Origin of the sequence: Streptomyces rimosus subsp. rimosus (genome assembly GCF_000720725.1) — a bacterium.
In the GTDB taxonomy this organism is placed as follows: domain Bacteria; phylum Actinomycetota; class Actinomycetes; order Streptomycetales; family Streptomycetaceae; genus Streptomyces; species Streptomyces rimosus_A.
In genome coordinates this window covers 23,910-42,829 of record NZ_JOCQ01000071.1, presented here as the reverse complement: position 1 = coordinate 42,829, position 18,920 = coordinate 23,910, and the positions used below count along the sequence as shown (strand labels likewise).

The 18,920-nt window shown below is 71.5% G+C and carries 17 protein-coding genes; 7 read left to right on the top strand and 10 right to left on the bottom strand.

What is annotated here, in order from left to right:
- Nucleotides 1-14: 14 nt before the first annotated feature.
- Complete coding sequence (locus IH45_RS0129610; RefSeq protein WP_030675233.1) at nt 15-1,136, bottom strand: ADP-ribosylglycohydrolase family protein; 1,122 nt, start codon at nt 1,134-1,136, stop codon at nt 15-17.
- Between the two features lie 220 nt (nt 1,137-1,356).
- Here IH45_RS0129610 and IH45_RS0129605 point away from each other — a divergent pair, with 220 nt between their 5' ends.
- The gene (locus tag IH45_RS0129605; RefSeq protein WP_030675231.1) at nt 1,357-1,611 is read left to right on the top strand and encodes a hypothetical protein; all 255 of its coding nucleotides are present in this window, start codon (nt 1,357-1,359) and stop codon (nt 1,609-1,611) included.
- Between the two features lie 16 nt (nt 1,612-1,627).
- Here the strand turns inward: IH45_RS0129605 and IH45_RS0129600 are convergent, their stop codons facing one another.
- Both IH45_RS0129600 and IH45_RS0129595 read right to left on the bottom strand, forming a co-directional pair.
- Nucleotides 1,628-4,459 (bottom strand): tetratricopeptide repeat protein, encoded by a 2,832-nt coding sequence (locus tag IH45_RS0129600; RefSeq protein ID WP_050515272.1) that lies wholly within the window; start codon nt 4,457-4,459, stop codon nt 1,628-1,630.
- Between the two features lie 87 nt (nt 4,460-4,546).
- Nucleotides 4,547-7,189: a bifunctional FO biosynthesis protein CofGH gene (locus tag IH45_RS0129595; RefSeq protein ID WP_267885165.1), complete on the bottom strand. Its 2,643-nt coding sequence runs from the start codon at nt 7,187-7,189 to the stop codon at nt 4,547-4,549.
- A 375-nt stretch (nt 7,190-7,564) separates the two neighbouring features.
- Here IH45_RS0129595 and IH45_RS0129590 point away from each other — a divergent pair, with 375 nt between their 5' ends.
- Both IH45_RS0129590 and infA read left to right on the top strand, forming a co-directional pair.
- Nucleotides 7,565-8,350: a GNAT family N-acetyltransferase gene (locus IH45_RS0129590; RefSeq protein ID WP_030675222.1), complete on the top strand. Its 786-nt coding sequence runs from the start codon at nt 7,565-7,567 to the stop codon at nt 8,348-8,350.
- Nucleotides 8,347-8,571, top strand: coding sequence for a translation initiation factor IF-1 (gene infA, locus IH45_RS0129585; RefSeq protein ID WP_030675219.1), 225 nt, complete (start codon nt 8,347-8,349; stop codon nt 8,569-8,571). The genes IH45_RS0129590 and infA overlap by 4 nt, the downstream gene beginning before the upstream one ends.
- A gap of 166 nt (nt 8,572-8,737) precedes the next feature.
- Here infA and IH45_RS0129580 read toward each other — a convergent pair whose 3' ends face one another.
- Complete coding sequence (locus IH45_RS0129580; RefSeq protein ID WP_030675216.1) at nt 8,738-9,562, bottom strand: TIGR03619 family F420-dependent LLM class oxidoreductase; 825 nt, start codon at nt 9,560-9,562, stop codon at nt 8,738-8,740.
- 221 nt (nt 9,563-9,783) lie between these two features.
- Between IH45_RS0129580 and IH45_RS0129575 the strand changes: the two genes are divergently transcribed.
- Nucleotides 9,784-11,355, top strand: a complete 1,572-nt coding sequence (locus tag IH45_RS0129575) for a CehA/McbA family metallohydrolase (RefSeq protein WP_030675213.1) — start codon at nt 9,784-9,786, stop codon at nt 11,353-11,355.
- Nucleotides 11,356-11,388: 33 nt separating this feature from the next.
- Here IH45_RS0129575 and IH45_RS0129570 read toward each other — a convergent pair whose 3' ends face one another.
- Entirely contained in the window at nt 11,389-12,561 is a 1,173-nt protein-coding gene (locus tag IH45_RS0129570) for a methyltransferase domain-containing protein (RefSeq protein WP_030675210.1), read from the bottom strand.
- Nucleotides 12,562-12,565: 4 nt separating this feature from the next.
- Nucleotides 12,566-12,712 (bottom strand): hypothetical protein, encoded by a 147-nt coding sequence (locus IH45_RS1000000149495; RefSeq protein WP_199810732.1) that lies wholly within the window; start codon nt 12,710-12,712, stop codon nt 12,566-12,568.
- Between the two features lie 484 nt (nt 12,713-13,196).
- Between IH45_RS1000000149495 and IH45_RS0129560 the strand changes: the two genes are divergently transcribed.
- From IH45_RS0129560 to IH45_RS0129550, 3 genes are all read left to right on the top strand, one after another.
- Nucleotides 13,197-13,739, top strand: a complete 543-nt coding sequence (locus IH45_RS0129560) for a GntR family transcriptional regulator (protein ID WP_030675207.1) — start codon at nt 13,197-13,199, stop codon at nt 13,737-13,739.
- Nucleotides 13,736-14,527, top strand: coding sequence for a GntR family transcriptional regulator (locus IH45_RS0129555; RefSeq protein ID WP_030675204.1), 792 nt, complete (start codon nt 13,736-13,738; stop codon nt 14,525-14,527). The genes IH45_RS0129560 and IH45_RS0129555 overlap by 4 nt, the downstream gene beginning before the upstream one ends.
- A gap of 69 nt (nt 14,528-14,596) precedes the next feature.
- The gene (locus IH45_RS0129550; protein WP_050515271.1) at nt 14,597-15,592 is read left to right on the top strand and encodes an NAD(P)/FAD-dependent oxidoreductase; all 996 of its coding nucleotides are present in this window, start codon (nt 14,597-14,599) and stop codon (nt 15,590-15,592) included.
- Nucleotides 15,593-15,679: 87 nt separating this feature from the next.
- Here IH45_RS0129550 and IH45_RS0129545 read toward each other — a convergent pair whose 3' ends face one another.
- From IH45_RS0129545 to IH45_RS0129530, 4 genes are all read right to left on the bottom strand, one after another.
- Nucleotides 15,680-16,537, bottom strand: a complete 858-nt coding sequence (locus IH45_RS0129545; protein WP_030675197.1) for a class I SAM-dependent methyltransferase — start codon at nt 16,535-16,537, stop codon at nt 15,680-15,682.
- Between the two features lie 23 nt (nt 16,538-16,560).
- Nucleotides 16,561-16,905 (bottom strand): VOC family protein, encoded by a 345-nt coding sequence (locus IH45_RS0129540; RefSeq protein ID WP_030675194.1) that lies wholly within the window; start codon nt 16,903-16,905, stop codon nt 16,561-16,563.
- Nucleotides 16,895-17,086 (bottom strand): ribbon-helix-helix protein, CopG family, encoded by a 192-nt coding sequence (locus tag IH45_RS0129535; protein ID WP_030675191.1) that lies wholly within the window; start codon nt 17,084-17,086, stop codon nt 16,895-16,897. The genes IH45_RS0129540 and IH45_RS0129535 overlap by 11 nt, the downstream gene beginning before the upstream one ends.
- An 85-nt stretch (nt 17,087-17,171) precedes the next feature.
- A complete protein-coding gene (locus IH45_RS0129530; protein WP_030675190.1) occupies nt 17,172-18,761 on the bottom strand; it encodes an APC family permease in 1,590 nt (529 codons plus the stop codon).
- Nucleotides 18,762-18,920 lie beyond the last annotated feature (159 nt).

The window sequence follows — 18,920 nt, the reverse complement described above, 5'->3', positions numbered from 1 at the left end:
CCCTCTCCCCACCCCTAACCCCGCGGATACCGCTCCAACCACCCCGGCGCCGAGTTCCCCGGCCCATGCAGTGCCGGGCCCTGCGTCATCTCCATGGCGAAATCGTCGGCGAGTTGGAGGATCGTGGGGCGGCCTTCCAGCTCGGCCAGCCACAGGGGCGGCAGTGCCGTTTCTCCGTGCAGGGTGCCGAGGAGGTTGCCGCAGATCGCGCCGGTGGAATCGCTGTCGCCGCTGTGGTTGACCGCCAGCAGCAGCCCGTGCCGGACGTCCTCGGCGACCAGCGCGCAGTACACCGCGATGGCCAGGGCTTCTTCCGCGGTCCAGCCCTCGCCCAGCGACTCCACGCGCGCGGCCGTGGGCATTCCCTGCCGTACGGCGCCGAGCGCCTGCTTCAAGGCCTCGGTGGTCTCCTCGTGGCCGGGCCGGGTGGCCAGGTGGGCGAGGGATTTCTGCACGGCGCCGTCCAGGTCCTCGCCCCGGGCCAGGCAGTGGGTGATCACCGCGAACGCGCCGGCCGCGAGGTAGCCGGTCGGGTGCCCGTGTGTCTGGGCCGCGCACTCGACGGCCAGCTGGAAGACCAGCTGCGGTTCCCAGCCCACCAGCAGCCCGAACGGCGCCGACCGCATCACCGCGCCGCAGCCCTTGGATTCCGGGTTCTTCGGCTGCTCCAGCGTCCCCATCGTGTCATCGCCGAGCCCGGACAGGCAGGCCCGGCCGGGCGCCCGCTGCGCGTACAGCCACTCCTCGCGCGCGAGCCACCCGTCGTCCTTCCTGCGCTCGTCGGGGCCCCAGTCGCGCTGGGTGGCGGCCCAGCGCAGGTACGCGCGGTGCACGTCGGTGGGCGGGTGCCAGGCGCCGGTGTCGCGGCGTACCTGGGCACGGATCAGGCCGTCGACGGTGAACAGCGTCATCTGGGTGTCGTCGGTGACGGTGCCGCGCCTCCCGAAGGCGGGCACGTAATCCGTGACTCCCTCCTGGCCGTACGCCTCGCGGATCGCGTCCAGCGAGTCGAACTCGATGCCCGCACCGAGCGCGTCGCCGATCGCCCCGCCCAGCAGGCAGCCCCGCACCCGGGCGCGGAAGTCCTGCTGTTCGGCCCGGCCCCAGATGGCCGCGCCGCCTGCCACTGCGCTCACGTTCGTTCCCTCCCCGTAGCCCGCCCATTCCCTTACGGGGCCCTTACGCTCCCCCTGCCGCAGCACTGTAATCGACCAAGAAAGGCCAAAACCGGGCGAGGAACGGTATGCGAACAGTCACCCTCACGGAGGCTTTTGATCGCTACGGTCCCGATCAGCACAGACGTGCCCCCTGCGTACCGAGGTCATGCGACCGGCGCGCGATGGGCATGCTCCCTGCATGCCCGAGTTCGAATGGGACCGCACCGCCATGGCCGTCGTCGCCTGTGCCCTGGCCGGTGACAGCGACGGCGCCGTGGAACTGCTCCGTCCGCTCTCCCAGCGCGACGTGTGCCAGATCACCGTCCGGCTCGCCGCGATGGCCGCCGACGCGCTCATCTCGGCCGCCGAGGACACCGGCGGCGACCGCGCGGAGGCACTGGCGCAGTGGCAGCAGTGCATCCTTCAGCATGAGGCGGAGTCGGGGGATGGGTGAGGGGCCGGCGGGCCGGTCAGAGTGAAGTGGGCGCGGCTTCGGCCATCCGGTGCAGGAGTACGCGACGGACCGCTTCCAACCGGCCGGTGGTCGTGGCGTCGCGGTCCGGCCACAGCGCTGCGAGGTCGCGCAGCCCGAACTCCACCTCGGCCATCCGTTCCCAGGGGGTGCCGTCGCCGAGCAGGCCGGCGAGCGAGGTCTGCGCGCCCGCCCAGTCGGCCAGGGCGCAACAGCTGACGATCGGGACGACGGCGGGCCCCGTCAGAAGGTCGCCGTCCGGCAGCCCGATCTGCGCATCCCGTAGCGCCTCCCAGGCGGGCGCGGATGCCCGTACCCCGCTCGCTGCGGTGGCCAGCAGTGCCGACTCGTACCGGACCGGCAGTTCGTCAGGAGCGAGGGCCGAGGCCGCCTCAACGGCCTCACGTGCCGCGTCCAGCCACCCCGCCCGGCGCAGGCACCCGGCCCGAGCGGCCAGGAAGACGGCCCGGAGCACCTCCGGTACGGCGGTCCGGTCGGCCTCGGCCAGAGCCCTGTCGTAGTCGGCGAGCGCTTCCGCCTCCGCCCCCCGCAACTGTTGTGCCTTGGCGCGACGGGCGAACAGCCAGGGACTGGGCGTCCCGAGATCGACCACCCGGCCGAAGTCCGACACCGCCTCCGCAAGCCGCCCCGCGAGGAGGGCGCCCCGCCCCCGGGCCCCGGCGGCCCAGGCGTACGCCGGGTTGACGGCCAGCGCCCGGTCGAACTCCGCGAGCGCCTCCTCGTAACGGCCCATGGCGCGGTAGGTCATGCCGCGCTCGGCCATCGCCCAGGCGTAGTCCGGGTGGAGCTCGATGGCGTGTTCCAGCACCACCAGCGCCTCTTCGCAGCGCCCCAGGTGACGCATGCAGACAGCACGGCTCCCGTGGGCGGGGGCATGCCGCGGGTCCAGGTCCAGCGTGCGGTCGAAACTGGTCAGTGCCTCCTCGTACCGGCCCATGAGGCGGTTGGCCTCCCCCAGGTGGAAGGCCGCCGAGACCGAGCGCGGGTCGAGTTCCAGGGCGCGGGTGAAGTCCCGGACAGCGGGTTCGAAGTCACGCATGTACCGGTATGTCAGCCCCCGCCCCACCCACGCACGCGCGTCGTCCGGCGCCATTTCCAGGCACCGGTCGAAGTCGGCGAGCGCCTGAGGCCAGGACTCGGCCTTACGGTGTTCGCGGCCGCGGAGACGGTGGATCAGCGCCTGCTCCGGTACGTCGAGGCCGGGCCGGGCGAGCACCACGGTAAGGGCCTGCGCCAGGCCGTCCGGCCCATCGAGCGCGGCCAGCAGCCGTGCTCCCCAGTCGCGGACCTCCGGCGCGTCCGCGTCCTCCCCCGCCTTCCGTACGGTCTCTGCGGCCAGGCGTACGGCGGGCGGCTCGTACTGAGCCACGGCCGTCACCTCGGACAGCGCCTCGGGCAGAATCTCCCGCGGATCGGCGCACAGCCCGTGATAGATCTCCCCCAGCCGCAGTGCCCGCCACCGAGCGTCCTGGCGGCATGCGCCCGCGTCCCTGCCACCCGCGCACTCCGCCTGCCACCGCCGCGCCGCCTCCGCCAGCCGGTCGTGCCGCTCCGCCCAGGCCCGCGGCGACCGTCGGCGCTGGAGCCGCAGCATCGCCGTACGCACCACCTCGTGGTACCGCCACCGGCCGCCGCGCTCGGAGACGAACGGCAGCCCGCACAGCCACCCGAAATGGTCGGCGGCCTCGGCGTCCACCACTTCCCGGTACACGTCTTCGTCCACATCGCACGGCAGGGCGGCGGCCAGCGCCGCCTCCCGCCGTACCGGATCCGTCTCCCACTTCAGAAAGCGTTCCACGGCCGTGTCACTGGGATCGCCGACGGCTTCCGCCGCCCCCGGCCGGCTCCCGGCGAGGGTGGAGACGAGCACCGGGAGGCCCCCGGAGAGCCGCAGGATGGCGTCGACGGTGTCCGGGTCGGTGATGTCCTTGGCCGCCAGATACTGCCGCGCCTCCGCCTCCGTGAACGCATCCACCGGTACGTCAGTGACATGCTCCAGGTGATCGGCCCAGCACCGCCGGTCCAGCTCGTCGCGCCCGGCCAGGACCACCATGACATTCGGCGCCAGCGGCCCGTAGCGGTCGCTGAAGAGGATGTCGCGCAGCCAGGTGTCCAGGAGCGGCCCGGTCGCCTCGTACGTGTCGAAGAACAGCGCCAGTACGGGTACGGCGTCGGCCGCGTCGCCCAGCTCCCGTACGAAGACCGGCGTCAACACCTCCACCGGGGACAGCACCAGCTGTACCTCGTCGTGGTTGCGCAGCCGCGCGCCGATGCGGCCGCGCAGCCGGTCGGTGCCCCGGGCGAGCTGGGTGGTGTCCACCGCGCCGGCGAAGGGCCCTACGCCGGGGATCAGGCCGATGCCCGTCACCCCCGCCCTGGCGATGAGCATGCTGCCGGGCGACGGCGGTGCCTCGCCACCCGGTTCGTCCGGCCCGGCGAGCGCCGCCTCCGCCTCCTGCCGCCGCTCCCGGTAGGTGGCCAGCAGCTTGTCGAAGGACTTCAGCGGGTGGCCCTGCCGGCCCAGCCGGGCGCTGATCTCGGCCATCGCCTCGGGGACGCCGTGCACCGACTCGTCCGCGTACACGGTGAGCGCGCCCAGCTCGCGCGCCATCTGCTCGAACCGCTGCACCAGGGAGGTCTTTCCGACGCCTCCCTGGCCGTGCAGATGATGCAGGAACCGGAATTCCGGGTCGGCGGGGTCCCGGGCGAGGTTGGCCCGGAACGCGGCCAGTTCGCCCTCGCGGCCGACGAATTCGTCCCCGCGCCGGGCGCGGATCAGCTCCTGCCGCGAAAGCCTCCTGCGGTCCACCGCCCACCTCCCGGCCCGCATCCCCCGGCGGGCTCTGGGCCGTAACCGTAGCGCCACGCGGCACGCCGCGCGGCGCCCCGGCCGCGGCTACTCCACCACCGGCAACAACTCCGGCAGATGCCCGTCCGAAGCCAGCGCCGCCGCCTCCCGCTCCGCCGCCACCGGCCCGTACGTCGTGGTGCGGGCGCGCGACGGGCGCCCCGCCGCGTCCGCGATGGCGACCAGGTCCTGGATGGAGCGGTACGAGCCGTAACTGGAGCCCGCCATACGGGAGATGGTCTCCTCCATCAGCGTGCCGCCGAGGTCGTTGGCGCCGGAGCGGAGCATCTCGGCGGCGCCTTCCGTGCCCAGCTTGACCCAGCTCGTCTGGATGTTGGTGATGTGCGGGTGGAGCAGAACGCGGGCCATGGCCGTGACGGCGCGGTTGTCGCGGGTGGTGGGGCCGGGGCGGGCGATGCCGGCCAGGTAGACGGGCGCGTTGGTGTGGATGAACGGCAGCGTCACGAACTCCGTGAACCCGCCGGTCTCCTGCTGGATCCCGGCCAGCAGCCGCAGGTGGCCGAGCCAGTGCCGGGGCTGGTCCACATGGCCGTACATCATCGTGGAGGACGAGCGGATGCCCAGCTCGTGGGCGGTCTTGATGACCTCGACCCAGGTGGCGGTGGGCAGTTTGCCCTTGGTCAGCACCCAGCGGACCTCGTCGTCGAGGATTTCGGCGGCGGTGCCGGGGATGGTGTCCAGGCCGGCGGCCTTGGCCTCGCTCAGCCACTCGCGGATCGACAGGCCGGTGCGCGTGGCGCCGTTGACGACCTCCATGGGCGAGAAGGCGTGGACGTGCATGCCGGGGACGCGTTCCTTGACGGCGCGCGCGATGTCGAAGTACGCCGTGCCGGGCAGGTCGGGGTGGATGCCGCCCTGCATGCACACCTCGACCGCGCCCACGTCCCACGCCTGCTGGGCGCGGTCGGCGACCTGGGAGAGGGAGAGGGTGTAGGCGTCGGCGTCCGTACGGCGCTGGGCGAAGGCGCAGAAGCGGCAGCCGGTGTAGCAGACGTTGGTGAAGTTGATGTTGCGGGTGACGATGTACGTGACGTCGTCGCCGACCGTGGCGCGGCGCAGGTCGTCCGCGATGCGGCAGAGCGCGTCGAGCGCCGGGCCGTCGGCGTGCAGCAGGGCGAGCGCCTGGTCGTCGCCGAGCTTGGTGGGGTCGTCGGCGGCCTGCGCCAGGGCGGCGCGCACATCGGTGTCGATGCGCTCGGGCGCCATGCCGGGCGCCGCGGCCTCGCGCAGCGCGTCCCAGTCGCCGTACACCTCGTCGAAGTCGTCGCGCCGGTCGGCCGTGCGGCCGTCGGTGTCGATGGTGCGGTGGAGGTCCGTACGGCCCGCGGAACTCATCGAGAAGCCCTCGTCGGGCTCCTGCCAGGGGCGGCCCTCGACCTTCGCGTCCGGGAGGGCGAGGCCGGTCTCCGGGTCGGCCAGGGCGCGGACGTGCGGCAGCAGGCGCGGGTCCAGCCAGGGCTCGCCGCGCTGGACGTACTCCGGGTAGACGGCCAGCCGCTCGCGCAGTTCGAAGCCCGCGGCGGCGGACTTCTCGGCCAGCTCCTCGATCCGGGGCCACGGCCGCTCGGGATTGACGTGGTCGGGCGTCACCGGCGAGACGCCGCCCCAGTCGTCGATGCCGGCCTCGATGAGCAGCGCGTATTCGGAGTCGACCAGGTTGGGCGGCGCTTGGAGGCAGCCGGCCGGGCCCAGGATGTGCCGGGCGACGGCGACGGTGGCGGCCAGGTCCTCCAGCTCCGCGTCCGGCATGCCGCGCATCGCCGTGTCCGGCTTGGCGCGGAAGTTCTGGACGATGACTTCCTGGATGCCGTGGTACGCGCGCTGCACCTTGCGCAGCGCGAACAGCGACTCGGCGCGCTCCTCGTACGTCTCGCCGATGCCGATGAGCAGCCCGGACGTGAAGGGCACGTTGGAGCGCCCGGCGTCCTCCAGGACGCGCAGCCGGACGGCCGGTTCCTTGTCGGGCGAGCCGTAGTGCGGGCCGCCGGGCTCGCTCCACAGGCGCTCGGCGGTGGTCTCCAGCATCATGCCCATGGACGGGGCGACCGGCTTGAGCGTCTGGAAGTCCGTCCAGGACAGCACGCCCGGGTTCAGGTGGGGCAGCAGCCCCGTCTCCTCCAGGATGCGGATGGCGATGGAGCGTACGTACGCGATCGTGGAGTCGTACCCCTCGGCCTCCAGCCACTCGCGCGCCTCCGGCCAGCGCTCCTCCGGCTTGTCGCCGAGCGTGATCAGCGCTTCCTTGCAGCCCAGTTCGGCGCCGCGGCGGGCGATGTCCAGCACCTCGTCCGGCGACATGAACATGCCGTGGCCGGCACGGCGCAGCTTGCCGGGGACGGTGACGAAGGTGCAGTAGTGGCACTTGTCCCGGCACAGGCGGGTGAGCGGGATGAACACGCTTTTGGAGTACGTGATGACACCCGGCCGCCCGGCGGCCTCCAGGCCCGCGTCACGCACCCGGGCCGCGGACGCGCACAGATCCCGCAGATCGTCCCCGCGCGCCTGGAGCAGCACCGCCGCCTCGCCGGCATCGAGCGCGACGCCGTCGCGGGCACGCTTGAGGGCGCGGCGCATGGCGTTGGCGGTGGGGGCGGTGACGGGAGGGGCGGTGTCGGCGGGGACTGCCACCGGGTCCGTCCCCTGCCCGGGTACCTGCGCGCTGCTAGTCATCCAACGAGCATACGAGCGACCACCGACAGCGCCGCCGACCGGTCGCCCCGGGTCGGTGTGCCACTGATCACGTGAGACGGAGGTTCCCTCCGGGGGTGGGGCGGGCAGCCTGGGCGGGAGGAGTGGGGCCGTACGGGCCGCGTCTCAGGAAGACGGACAGACGGACCGTGACCGTGCCGCGAGCCCCCGGAAAAGGGTTTGAGCGGGACGGCGCCCGCCGCTACCGTCGAGGCGGACCGTGAAGTCGTCATATGGAGGTGAGACCCGTGAACACAGTTACCCATGGGTGCTCCCCCACCCCGCCACGGTCCGGCGGCTGACGTTCGGTGTCGCCAGGAGCGCCTGAGATCGAGGCTCTCCTGGAAGGGGACTCCGATGGACACTTTCGCATCCTGCCCGGACGGCAACGCGTTGCTGATCACGCGCGTCGCGGACGGGCAGTGGCATGCACTCGATGACGACCTGGTGGTCGGCCGCGGGCATGCGCAGTACCGGCCCGACGGCCGCCTGTTCGTCAGTATCGACGCCTGGCACGACACCACCTTCGACCGGCTCGCCGAGGCGATGTCGGCGGATCTGCCGGCGCCGCTGCACACGGTGGTCGACGAAGCCGACGCCGAGCTGACGGCCGGCTGGCGGCGGGCCGGTTTCACGGTCCGGCGCCGTGAGTGGGAGTACGCCGTGCCGACCGACCCACGGATCACGGGACTCGGCGAAGTTCGGCCCCCTTCGGGCGTGACGATCGTGCCCGCCGGTCAGGCGGACGAGGACCTGCTGCGGGCGGTGGACCGCGCGATCCGTGACGAGGTCGGGGCCACCGTCGGGTGGCAGTCGATGCCCGCGGAGGTGATCCCCCTCCCCGAAGGGGACACCATCGCCGACCCGTCGAAGTACGCGGTGGCCGCGGCGCCGGACCGCTACCTGGGGCTCATACGGGTGGTGCCGGCGAAGCGGCCGCGCATCGGGCTGATCGCGGTCCGGGCGGGCGAGCGGCGCCGCGGCATCGCGCGGGCGCTGCTGGCCCACGCGCTGGGGACGCTGCACCGCGACGGGTGCGCCTCGGCCTGGGCCGAGGTGCAAGAGTCCGACCAAGCGGCCTCGGCGCTGTTCGAGGGCGTCGGCGCCCGGCCGGTGAGCAGCAACCTGGAGCTGGTGCGATGACGAAGAACAAGAACGTCATCGAGGTCGAGGGCAGGGTCGTCGAGTGCCTGCGCAGCGCCATGTTCACCGTGGAGCTCGAAAACGGCCACCGGGTGCTCGCGCACGTCAGCGGGAAGATCCGCAAGAACTACATCAGGATCATGCTGGAGGACCGGGTGCTGGTGGAGCTCCCGCCGTACGACCTGACGCGCGGGCGGATCGTGTTCCGGTATCGGAACTAGCGGGGGGCGGTACCCGCTGCGGTAGGTGATCCTGGGCCCCGGTCGCGGTGCTTTCGTGACCGGGGTCGATGGCGGCGCTTCCGTGACCGGGGCGCGATGACGGCGCTTCCGTGACCGGTCCTCAATGCCGGCTCACGGACTCCGCCCCTAACCCCCACCCTCACCCTCACAAATACTGCGCAAACTCATCCAACGCCCGCAGCACCTCCGCCTCCCCCTCCGCCGGCAGTTGCACGACGACCTCCTCCAGCCCCAAGTCCCGGAGGCGCGCGAGCTTCCCGGCCGACGGCTGCACCGCGTACGGCACCACGACCGGCTCGCCGTCCCGGCCCGCCTCCGCCCACGCCCGACGCAGTTCCGGCAGCGTCTCCGCAAGCCCGCTGCCGCCGATCGGCAGCCAGCCGTCCGCGAACTCCGCGACACTCGCGAAGAGCCGGGGCCCGGCCGCGCCGCCGAGCAGCGTGCGCGGCGCGCCCTTGGCCGGCTTCGGGTGCGCCAGGCTGGCCCGTACGGACGCGAACCGGCCCTCGTACGCGGTCGGCTCGTCCGCCCACAGCGCGCGCATCGCCAGCATCCGGTCCCGGACCAGCGCGCGCCGCGTCGACCACTCGACCCCGTGGTCGGCGGCCTCCTCCACGTTCCAGCCGTAGCCGACGCCGAGCGTGAAACGCCCGCCGGAGAGGAAGTCCAGCGTGGCGATCTGCTTGGCCAGGACGATCGGGTCGTGCTGGGCGACGAGGGTGACGCCGGTCGCGACCGTCAGCCGCTCGGTGACGGCGGCGGCCTGGCCGAGGGCCACGAACGGGTCGAGGGTGCGCCCGTACTCGCGGGGCAGCGGCTCGCCCATGGGCGCGGGCGTGTCGCGGCTGGCCGGGATGTGCGTGTGCTCGGGCAGGTAGAGCCCGGCGAAGCCGCGCTGCTCCAGTTCCAGGGCCAGCTTGTCGGGCCGGACGGTCTCGTCGGTCAGGAAGATGGTGGTCGAGATCCGCATACTGGGCGTACCTCCGCGTCGGCAGTGTTCCCTTCCTACCCCCGGGAACGGGCAGCGTCCATGAGGCACCGGTGCGGTGGCCGCCCAAGCGCCACACAAGAGCGTTCCCGCCCCGCCCTCTTCCCTTGTCCGCCAGTTCACGCCTCAATACGAAGGTTCACGTTGGCTCACGAAGGTCCTCGTACGCCGGTTCCGCCACGCCTACCCGGGAGCGATGCCCCATGTGCGACGACGACAGAACCAGCGGTCCCCTCGGGCGCCGCGCGCTCCTGGTGACGGGAGCCACCGCGGCGCTTACGTTGAACGGTGTGAGCTTCGCAGCGGCCGACGACGACGGGGCCGCCCGGCGCGGTGCCGGGGCCGACGCCCGGACCGGCTCCGGGTCCAGGTCCCGGACCGGCGAGGAGACCCGCAAGGTCACCGGCCGGCTCCCCACCGGCGCCCCCGACTACATCTACCTCCCGGTCGAAGTCCCGCCCGGCGTCCGCGAGATCGCCGTCTCCTACACCTACGACCGCCCCGCCACCCCACCCGGCACCGCGGGCAACGCCTGCGACATCGGCATCTTCGACGAGCGCGGTACGGGCCTGGGCGGGCGCGGCTTCCGGGGCTGGTCGGGAGGGGCGCGTACGGAGTTCTTCCTCCGCGCCGACGACGCCACGCCCGGCTACCTCCCCGGCCCCCTCAACCCCGGCACCTGGCACATGGTCCTCGGCCCGTACACCGTCGCCCCGCAGGGTCTCGCCTACGAAGTAACCGTCACCCTTCGCTACGGCCCCCAGGGCACCCCCCGCACCCCTGCCTACCCGCCCACCCGCGCCAAGGGCCGAGGCCGGGCCTGGTACCGAGGCGACAGCCACCTCCACTCCGTCTACTCCGACGGCAAGCGCACCCCCGCCCGGATCGCGGCCCTCGCCCGCGCCGCCGGCCTGGACTTCATCACCACCACCGAACACAACACGACGGCCTCGCACCCCGCCTGGGAAGGCCTGTGGGGCGACGACCTCCTCATCCTCACCGGCGAGGAAGTCACCACCCGCAACGGCCACGTAGTGGCGATGGGCACCGACCCCGGCGTCTTCATCGACTGGCGCTACCGCGCCGCCGACGACGCCTTCCCCCGCTTCGCCCGCCGCATCCGCCGCGCGGGCGGCCTGGTCATCCCGGCCCACCCACACGCCACCTGCATCGGCTGCAACTGGAAGTTCGGCTACGAGGAGGCCGACGCGGTCGAGGTCTGGAACGGCCCGTTCACCCTGGACGACGAGGTGGCCATCGCCGAATGGGACAACGCGCTGGTCGCCCACGCCCAAGGCCGAGGCCGGTTCCTCCCCGCGGTGGGCCACAGCGACGCCCACCGCGACCCGGATGTCATCGGCCTCCCCCAAACCGTCGTCCTGGCCGACGACCTGTCCCGCGAAGCGATCCAGGACGGCATCCGCGCGGGCAGGTCCTACATCGCCGAATCCTCCACCGTCACCCTCACCTTCACCGCCACCGGCCCCCGAGGCGAACACGCCACCATCGGCGAGCGCCTCCCCGTACGCGACTCCGCCCCGGTCACCATCCGCCTGGACGTCACCGGGGCGCCTTCCGGCTGCACAGTCCGCTTCGTCACCGACCAGGGCCAGCTCTTCACCACTCCCCTCCCGGTATCCGGCACCACCACCTGGCAGACGACTCCTGCCAACGCCACTTACGTACGGGCGGAGATCCGGCATCCGGCGGCGAGTCCGGGGGTGCCGGGGGCGATGGCGGCCATGACGAATCCGATTTTCTTGGGGCAGGACTGATGCCGAGGGGGCCTCACGGAGTCCTCAAGGAGGTCAGTTGACGGCCGGTACCGGGTTTTCGGGCGAGTCCAGCCACACCCGCTCGCCGTCACTGTCCACGGTGAGCCCGAAGCGGTCAAAGCCGGGTTGTCCCTGCTTCTGCCACCAGCGGTGGGCGGCTTCCGTCTCGTCCCACAACTTGCGGGGGCCGGACTGGACCACCTCGAACTCACTCGCTCCGGGCTCGTAGTCGGCCGACGCCCACGATCTCCTGTCCGTGCCGTAGGTCCACAGGGTGTACGCGCCATCGTCGTACCGCTCCACGGTCCAGAACGCGCCCGGCACCTGAAGTCCGATGGCGAACTGCTCCACCCATCCGCCGACCTCGGCGGGGGAAAGCGCGGTGCTGCTTCTGGCACCGTCGGCGGGCCACTCCTGGCCTTTCAGGTAGGCGGCATGCGGGGCTCGGTCCGGACGCTGCTGGCGCAGTCGCATGAAGGCGCTGGACCGGGTGAACCGGCCGCTCGCCGTGCCGTCATCGCCGACGACCAGACGGGCGATCGCCTCACCTCCGTACTCGGTGCCCCAAGGGGCGACGATGATCCCGCCTGTGCGGGTCTGCTCCACCCATGCCGGCGGCACCGTACCGATGGAACACGTTGCGATCACATGGTCATAGGGCGCGCTTTCTCCGAACCCCCGCCGTCCGTCACCCACGACAACGAGCGGATGCAAACCAGCGGCCCGCAGGCGTGTTTCCGCCTCTCCGGCCACGGCCCCGTCGTATTCGACACTGACCACGCTTCCGCCGCCCAACCGGTGCGAGAGAAGTCCCGCGTTCCACCCCGTGCCGGTGCCGATTTCCAGAACGCGGTGGCCGTCCGCCACGTCGAGATCAGCGAGCATGGAAAACACCATGCGGGGCTGGGAGCTGGAACTACTGGGGGTGGTCCCCAGGCCGTCACCCGAGTGCTGCCCGTCGTCCCATTGCGTGGTCAGTGGGATGTCGGAGTACACCTTCTCGAACCACGCAACAGGGTCCTTGGCGCGGTCCACCAACGGGTTCTGACGCGTGCCGTCCGGAATTCCCGGCCAGATGCGGTCAGGCACGAACAGCTCACGTGGTACCGCCTTGAACGACGGCAACCAGTCGCAGGTCAGCGCGCCAGCAGCAACGAGCGCGGAAGCGAGCCCCGAAGGGCCCGCTTCCTCTGTACGTGTGTCCACGTGCCTACTTCTTCGCGGGGCCGGAGCCGTCGGACGTGTTCCCTCCGCTGGTCTCCTGGCCACCGCCTCCGTGTCCGCGCCCGCCGGAACCGTCGTCCTGTTGACTTCCGCCCTGCCCGGATCCGCTGCCGCCGCCGTGCTTTCCGCTCATCGGATACTCCTTCGTGGCTGAGTTGACTTTCCCGTGCGCCCCGCCCCCGCCTCGGCGATTCCTGTGGACGACTACTCCCCCGACACAACCCCAGCGCACCGTCGCATTTGAATTTCACCCATACCGTCTTACCGACAACATGCCGGGTGACACCGAAGTCATCGGCGAGCACGTGCGACAGAAGGAGCCCTCTTCCAGCACAGTCCACTCGGTCAGCCCCCGCTCCACAAAGCAGCTGCTGACGAAGTCACGCGCCGCACGGACGGATGTACAGCGCCGGGGAGAACGATGATTCCGTGACAGAGGAACGGCTGATCACCACCTTGCACTTGAGGTGCACCCTTACCGAGACGATACTGCCTTTCTCGAAAAGCGGCAAGGTTATCAGCCGCGAAACGCACGCCGACGCACGGCAGTTGGTCGCTTACCGTGTAAAGCAGCAAGGTCGTCCGGACCACCGACCCCCCGAAGGCAGGAGGACAGCATGAGCAGCGGGGACTGGATCTCCACCTCAATGCCCTATGTGGCGCCCGGCGATGGGACGCCATCCGACATGTGGGCAGCCGAAGCCGCAGCCAAGGGCCGTCGCGGCAGTCAGCGCATCGTCCACGCGGGCGAGGTCGCGTCCTCGGCGGAAGTAGCCGAACTACTGGGGGTACCTGCAGGCGAACCGGTCGTCGTACGACGTCGCATCATGTACCTCGATGACCAGCCCTGCGAGCTGACGGATACGTACTACCCGGCGGACATCGCCAGCGGGACAGGACTCGCAGGCGTGGCCAAGATCCCGGGCGGAGCAGTCAGGCTGCTCGCCCAGCTAGGTCACACCGGAGCGCGGATTCGTGAGGACGTACAGGCCCGGATGCCCGACGAGGAGGAGCGGGAGGCCCTCACGACCGGCCCCGGTGAGCCAGTGTTGCGCCTGACCAGGCTGACCCTCAATCACTCGGGCCGGCCGATCCAAGCCGACATCATGACCATGCCTGCCGCACGCCGGCGGCTGCGCTACGAGATAGGGATCGGATGACCGTGCCCAGGACCGCCCCCGACCCCCGTTCGCTGCACGAGCGGATCGCCGCTGACCTGCGTGACGAGATCATGAACGGCGATCTGGCGCCCGACGCCAAGCTGCCTTCGACGGCGCGGCTCAAAGAGCGTTTCGGCGCGTCCAACGCCACTGTGCAGAAGGCGCTGCAGCTCCTCAAGGACGAACAGCTCGTCGTCGGGCGGGCCGGTGCCGCCGTCACCGTACGCAATCACCGTCAGCGGACGCTGCACCCCGCCGCCTACATGGCCCCCGCCGAGCCCGGCCACCCATACCGCTGGCTCACCGAGGTGCCCGGCCCCGGCGAGCGGGCGCACAGCCGGCTGCTGGAGGTGGGGGAAGTGGTGCCACCCACGGACGTGGCCGAGGCGTTGGGATTGGCGGAAGGCGGTACGGCGGTGCTGCGGCGGCAGGTGCTGAGCATTGACGACGAGCCGGTGGAACTGGTCGCCTCGTACTATCCCGTGGAGATCGCGCGCGGTACGCCGATCACGGAGTTCCGCAAGGTCAAGGGCGGCACCCCCACCCTCCTCGCCGATCTCGGCCACCCGCCTGTACGCAGCGTGGACCGGGTCTCCGCGCGCGTCCCCACCCAGGAGCAGTACGCGGTGCTCCGGCTGCCGGGTGACCTGCCCGTGCTGCGCACGCTCCGTGTGGTGTACGGCGCGGGAGAGCGGCCCATCGAGGTCAGCGTCATGGCGAAAGCCGGGCATCTGTATGAGCTGCGGTATGAGTTCGGAGTTGAGCAGGGGACTCAAGGGTTGCCGTAACAGCAAGGGTGCTTGCCAAAGTGGGCTGTCCGGGCGCACTGTCGTCCTCCTACGAAGGAGGTAGTGCGAATGATCGCGAAGGAGATGCAGAGCGCCGGCGACGACCGCTCCTACGACGTCGTCGTGATCGGCGGCGGAGCCGCAGGTTTGTCCGGCGCCCTGGTGCTGGGCCGGTCCCGGCGGTCCGTGCTGGTGGTTGACGCCGGGCGGCCGCGTAACGCCCCGGCGGCGGCCTCGCACAACTACCTGACGCGGGACGGGGTGCCGCCCGGCGCGTTGCTGGCCGACGGGCGGGCCGAGGTCGTCCGGTACGACGGTGAGGTGGTCGAGGACGAGGTCGTGACGGCCGAGGCCGTGGGTGAGGGGCTGTTCCGGGTGGCGCTCGGCAGCGGGGCGGGCGTCACCGCGCGGCGGCTGCTTCTCGCGTCCGGGATGGTGGACGAGCTGCCCGACATCCCGGGACTTGCCGAGCGGTGGGGGCGGGACGTGCTGCACTGCCCGTACTGCCACGGCTACGAGGTGCGCGACCAGGCGATCGGCGTGCTGTCCACCGGGCCGATGGCTGTGCGGCAGGCGCTGTTGTGGCGGCAGTGGAGCGACGATGTGCGCCTCTTCCTGCACACGGGGCCGGAGCCGTCCGATGAGGAGTACGAGAAGCTCGCCGCACGGGGCATTGCCGTGGTGGACGGCGAGGTGACCGGGGTGAAGGTCAGCGGCAAGGGCGACCGGATCTCGGGGGTGGAGCTGGCCGGCGGGACGGTGGTGCCGTGCCGGGCGCTGGTGGTCGCGCCGCGGTTCGACGTGCGGGCCAAGGTGATCGAGAGCCTGGGGCTGGAGACGGCGGAGAGCGTCGCACCGGACGGAACCGTGCTGGGGAACCATGTGGCCGCCGGGCCCGGTGGGGCGACGAGCGTTCCCGGGGTGTGGGCGGCGGGCAACGTCGCCGATCCGATGGCCAAGGTCAGCATCGCCGCCGCCATGGGCGTACACGCGGCGGCGGAGATCAATTTCGACCTGGTCGAGGAGGAGACCCGGGCAGCAGTGCGGGAGCGGAGGGCGGCCTGACCCGGGCCACCCGGCCCCCCGGGCCACCCGGGCCACCCGGCCCCCCGGGGCCGTACGGCCCCGGCTCCCGCCCCCCCGCAGCCCGGGTCAGACAGTGGCCACCAGGAAGTCCTCACCGCTGGACGGCCGGAGGCCGTCCGCCCGGTCGGCGAAGTAGCGGTCGGCGAGTACGGCTCCGGAGACGTGCCGTACGTCCTGGAGGCCACACGTGCGGGCCAGCGCCAGCATGTCCTGCGGGGAGTAGAAGCTCACGAACGGCGTGCCGGACGCTCGTGCTCCTTCCTGGCTCGTGCGGAGGCCGGCCCGGTCCGAGACCTCCAGGAGATCGGCCGGCAGCAGGAAGCTCATGACGAGCGTCGATCCCGGTGCGAGGGCGGCGACCCGGCGCAGGGTGGCCGCGATCGCGTCCTCCGTGAGGTACATGCTGACGCCGGTGGAGGCGATGACCGCCGGGCGGTGCGGATCGAATCCGGCCGCGGTCAACCGCTCCCACCATGACTCGCCCGCTTCGAAGTCGACCGGCACCAGGCGCAGCCGGTCGGGGATGCCGTAGCCGAGTTCGGTCAGGCGGCGGCGCTTGAACGCCTGGGTGCCGGGCTGGTCGACCTCGTAGAGCCGCAGGCGGGCGGCGATCTCCGGCCTGCGCTGGGCGAAGGTGTCCAGGCCCGCCCCCAGGATCACGTACTGGGTGACGCCTTGCCCGGTCCGTTCGACGACCAGGTCCTCGACGAAGCGGGCGCGTGCCACCATGGCCGCCCGGAAGGCACGGGTTGCCTCGGGGTCCATGTCGGGCCTACGCGGCCAGTCGCCGTCGGGGTCGGCCAGCCGGAGCCCGACCTCGTCCTCCAATACGTGCGGCGCCGCATCGACCCGTACGTGCATCGCCCGCCACAGCGCGCAGCGCACCGCGGTGTTGTCGGGCGCCTCGGTGATCTCGTCCGTCATGGTGCCGCCTCCCCCTGGGCCGGTCAGCTCTTGGCGGGGGCCTGGAGGCTCCACAGCCGCCCGTCCGGATCGCGGACGGTCGCCATCCTGGTCCCGAAGTGGGTGTCCTCGAACGGCGCGACCACCTCGACATCCGGGCCGGGGCTGAACGCGTCCTCGTCCGGCACCTTCAGGACGATCCGCGCCTCCGGCTCCCGGTCTTCGGGCACCTCGGCGATGAAGACGTACGGGCTGTCACCGTTGCGGAGTTGGCCGGAGTTGTGGCCGGTCTCGAATTCCAGCTCGTAGCCCAGGGACTGGAAGAACCTCGCCGCCTTTCCCCAGTTGTGCGTCTCCAGGAAGACGGCCTCGACTCCCTCAGTCACCATCTCGGTTCCCCTTTCCCTTCGCGTCCCGGTCCTGCTCACCGTGTTCGTCCAGGTAGGCCCGCAGCGCGTCCGCGACCAGGGCGGACAAGGAGCTGCCCGTGTCGAGGGCGCGGTACTTGACCTGCTTGATCAGCGAGACCGGCAGATAGACGTTGAACTGCTTGACTTCCTCATCACCCACGAGGAGAGGCTAGCACCCTAGCCAACTAGGATGCTAGCAAGCTAGCCACGGAGGAAGGGGAGGACGGAGCCGCCCGGCGAGTGGCCTACTCCTCCACCACCAGCGCCGGCGTCCCCCGCGTCAGCACCTCGCCCCGGAAGAACGCCGGGCTGCGCCGCCCCATCACCAGCATGAGGACGAAGCCGAGCACCAGCAGCCCGACGCCGATGACGAAGACCGAGCCGATGCCGAGGACGGAGCTGCCGGAGCCGTAGGCCGGGTTCCACATGTCGATGAGGGTCTTGGTGAAGACGGCCGTCAGGAGGAGGCCGCCGAACACCGGGAAGACGCCCTTGAAGAGCAGGTCGCGTGCCGAGCGGCGGAGTTCGCGGCGGAAGTACCAGGCACAGGCGAAGGCCGTGATCGCGTAGTAGAAGCAGATCATGAGGCCGAGGGCGTAGATGGTGTCGACGAGGACGTTCTGGGAGAGGAACGTCATTCCGGCGTAGAAGACGCCGGTGGCGACGCCCGCCGCGACGGTGGCGCGGCCCGGCGAGCGGAAGCGCGGGTGGACGCGGGCGAAGGACGGCGGCAGGGCCTCGTACGCGCTCATCGCCAGGACCGTGCGGGCCACCGGGATGAAGGTGGTCTGGAGGCTGGCGGCGGCCGAGGCGAGGACCGCCACGAAGAGGAGTACGCCGAGGACCGGGCCCATGACGGGGTGGGCGAGGGCGGCGAAGACGTTGTCGGCGGTGTCCGGGTTGCCGAGCCCGGGGCCCTTGGCGCCGACCCCCGAGTACATCTGGGCGGCGACGGCGGTCAGCAGGTACGAGCCGATGAGGACGACCATGGCCAGGAGCGCGGCGCGGCCGGGCGTCTTGGCGCTGCCGGCGGTCTCCTCGTTGACGGTCAGGCAGGCGTCCCAGCCCCAGAACATGAAGATGGAGAGGGACAGGCCGGCGGTGAAGGCGGAGAAGGACTGGACGGCGAAGGGGTTCAGCCAGCTCGCCGAGAAGTGGAGGGAGCCGGGGAAGGCGCCGGAGCCGGCCTTCGCGAAGGCCATGACCACGAAGACGGCGAGTACCGCCAGTTGGAGGCCCACCAGCGCGTACTGGACGCCCTTGGTGGCGGTCATGCCGCGGTAGCTGACGGCTGTGGCGAGGGCGATGAAGGCCAGGCACGTCAGGACGTGGGCGGCCTTGTTGCCGTCCAGGGCGGCGATCGCGTCGCTGCCGGTGAGTTCGCCGAGCAGGAGCCAGAAGAAGGATGTCGCGACGCCCGCCAGGTTGGAGAGGACGATGATCGTCGCGATCACCAGGCCCCAGCCGCACATCCAGCCGATACGGGGACCGAACGCCTTCACCGACCAGGTGAAGGAGGTGCCGCAGTCGGGGACGGCCTTGTTGAGCTCGCGGTAGGCGAAGGCGACCAGCAGCATCGGCAGGAAGCCCGCGAGGAAGACGGCCGGCATCTGGAGGCCGACCTCGCCGACGGTGGGACCGAGCGTCGAGGTCAGGCAGTAGACGGGGGCGACGGTCGAGACGCCGATGACGGCGCTGCCGAGCAGGCCGACGGAGTTGCCGCTCAGGCCCTTGCCGCGGGTCCCGCCGGTGCCGCCACCGGCCGTGCCACCAGCCGCGCCGCCGGCCCTCGTTACCGCGTCTCCGGCCGGGAGCCGGGGGTCTACCTGAACCATGAACAGGACGTTAAGTGCTGCTGTTTCCGCATCGCGGGGCTGAAGATCCACCCGTGAACGGCGACATAACCCTCGCAACAGATGCCTCGAAGCGGCTTCCGGCCGACATTTGCAAGGCGCTCCGCCCGTTACGAGCGGTAACTTGAAGGCCGCACCGTC

Coding starts and splice junctions, on each gene's coding strand:
- IH45_RS0129605 (WP_030675231.1), top strand. CDS start 1,357: ATGCCCGAGTTCGAATGGGACCGCACCGCCATGGCCGTCGTCGCCTGT.
- IH45_RS0129595 (WP_267885165.1), bottom strand. CDS start 7,189: ATGACTAGCAGCGCGCAGGTACCCGGGCAGGGGACGGACCCGGTGGCA.
- IH45_RS0129590 (WP_030675222.1), top strand. CDS start 7,565: ATGGACACTTTCGCATCCTGCCCGGACGGCAACGCGTTGCTGATCACG.
- infA (WP_030675219.1), top strand. CDS start 8,347: ATGACGAAGAACAAGAACGTCATCGAGGTCGAGGGCAGGGTCGTCGAG.
- IH45_RS0129580 (WP_030675216.1), bottom strand. CDS start 9,562: ATGCGGATCTCGACCACCATCTTCCTGACCGACGAGACCGTCCGGCCC.
- IH45_RS0129575 (WP_030675213.1), top strand. CDS start 9,784: ATGTGCGACGACGACAGAACCAGCGGTCCCCTCGGGCGCCGCGCGCTC.
- IH45_RS1000000149495 (WP_199810732.1), bottom strand. CDS start 12,712: ATGAGCGGAAAGCACGGCGGCGGCAGCGGATCCGGGCAGGGCGGAAGT.
- IH45_RS0129560 (WP_030675207.1), top strand. CDS start 13,197: ATGAGCAGCGGGGACTGGATCTCCACCTCAATGCCCTATGTGGCGCCC.
- IH45_RS0129555 (WP_030675204.1), top strand. CDS start 13,736: ATGACCGTGCCCAGGACCGCCCCCGACCCCCGTTCGCTGCACGAGCGG.
- IH45_RS0129550 (WP_050515271.1), top strand. CDS start 14,597: ATGATCGCGAAGGAGATGCAGAGCGCCGGCGACGACCGCTCCTACGAC.
- IH45_RS0129545 (WP_030675197.1), bottom strand. CDS start 16,537: ATGACGGACGAGATCACCGAGGCGCCCGACAACACCGCGGTGCGCTGC.
- IH45_RS0129540 (WP_030675194.1), bottom strand. CDS start 16,905: ATGGTGACTGAGGGAGTCGAGGCCGTCTTCCTGGAGACGCACAACTGG.
- IH45_RS0129530 (WP_030675190.1), bottom strand. CDS start 18,761: ATGGTTCAGGTAGACCCCCGGCTCCCGGCCGGAGACGCGGTAACGAGG.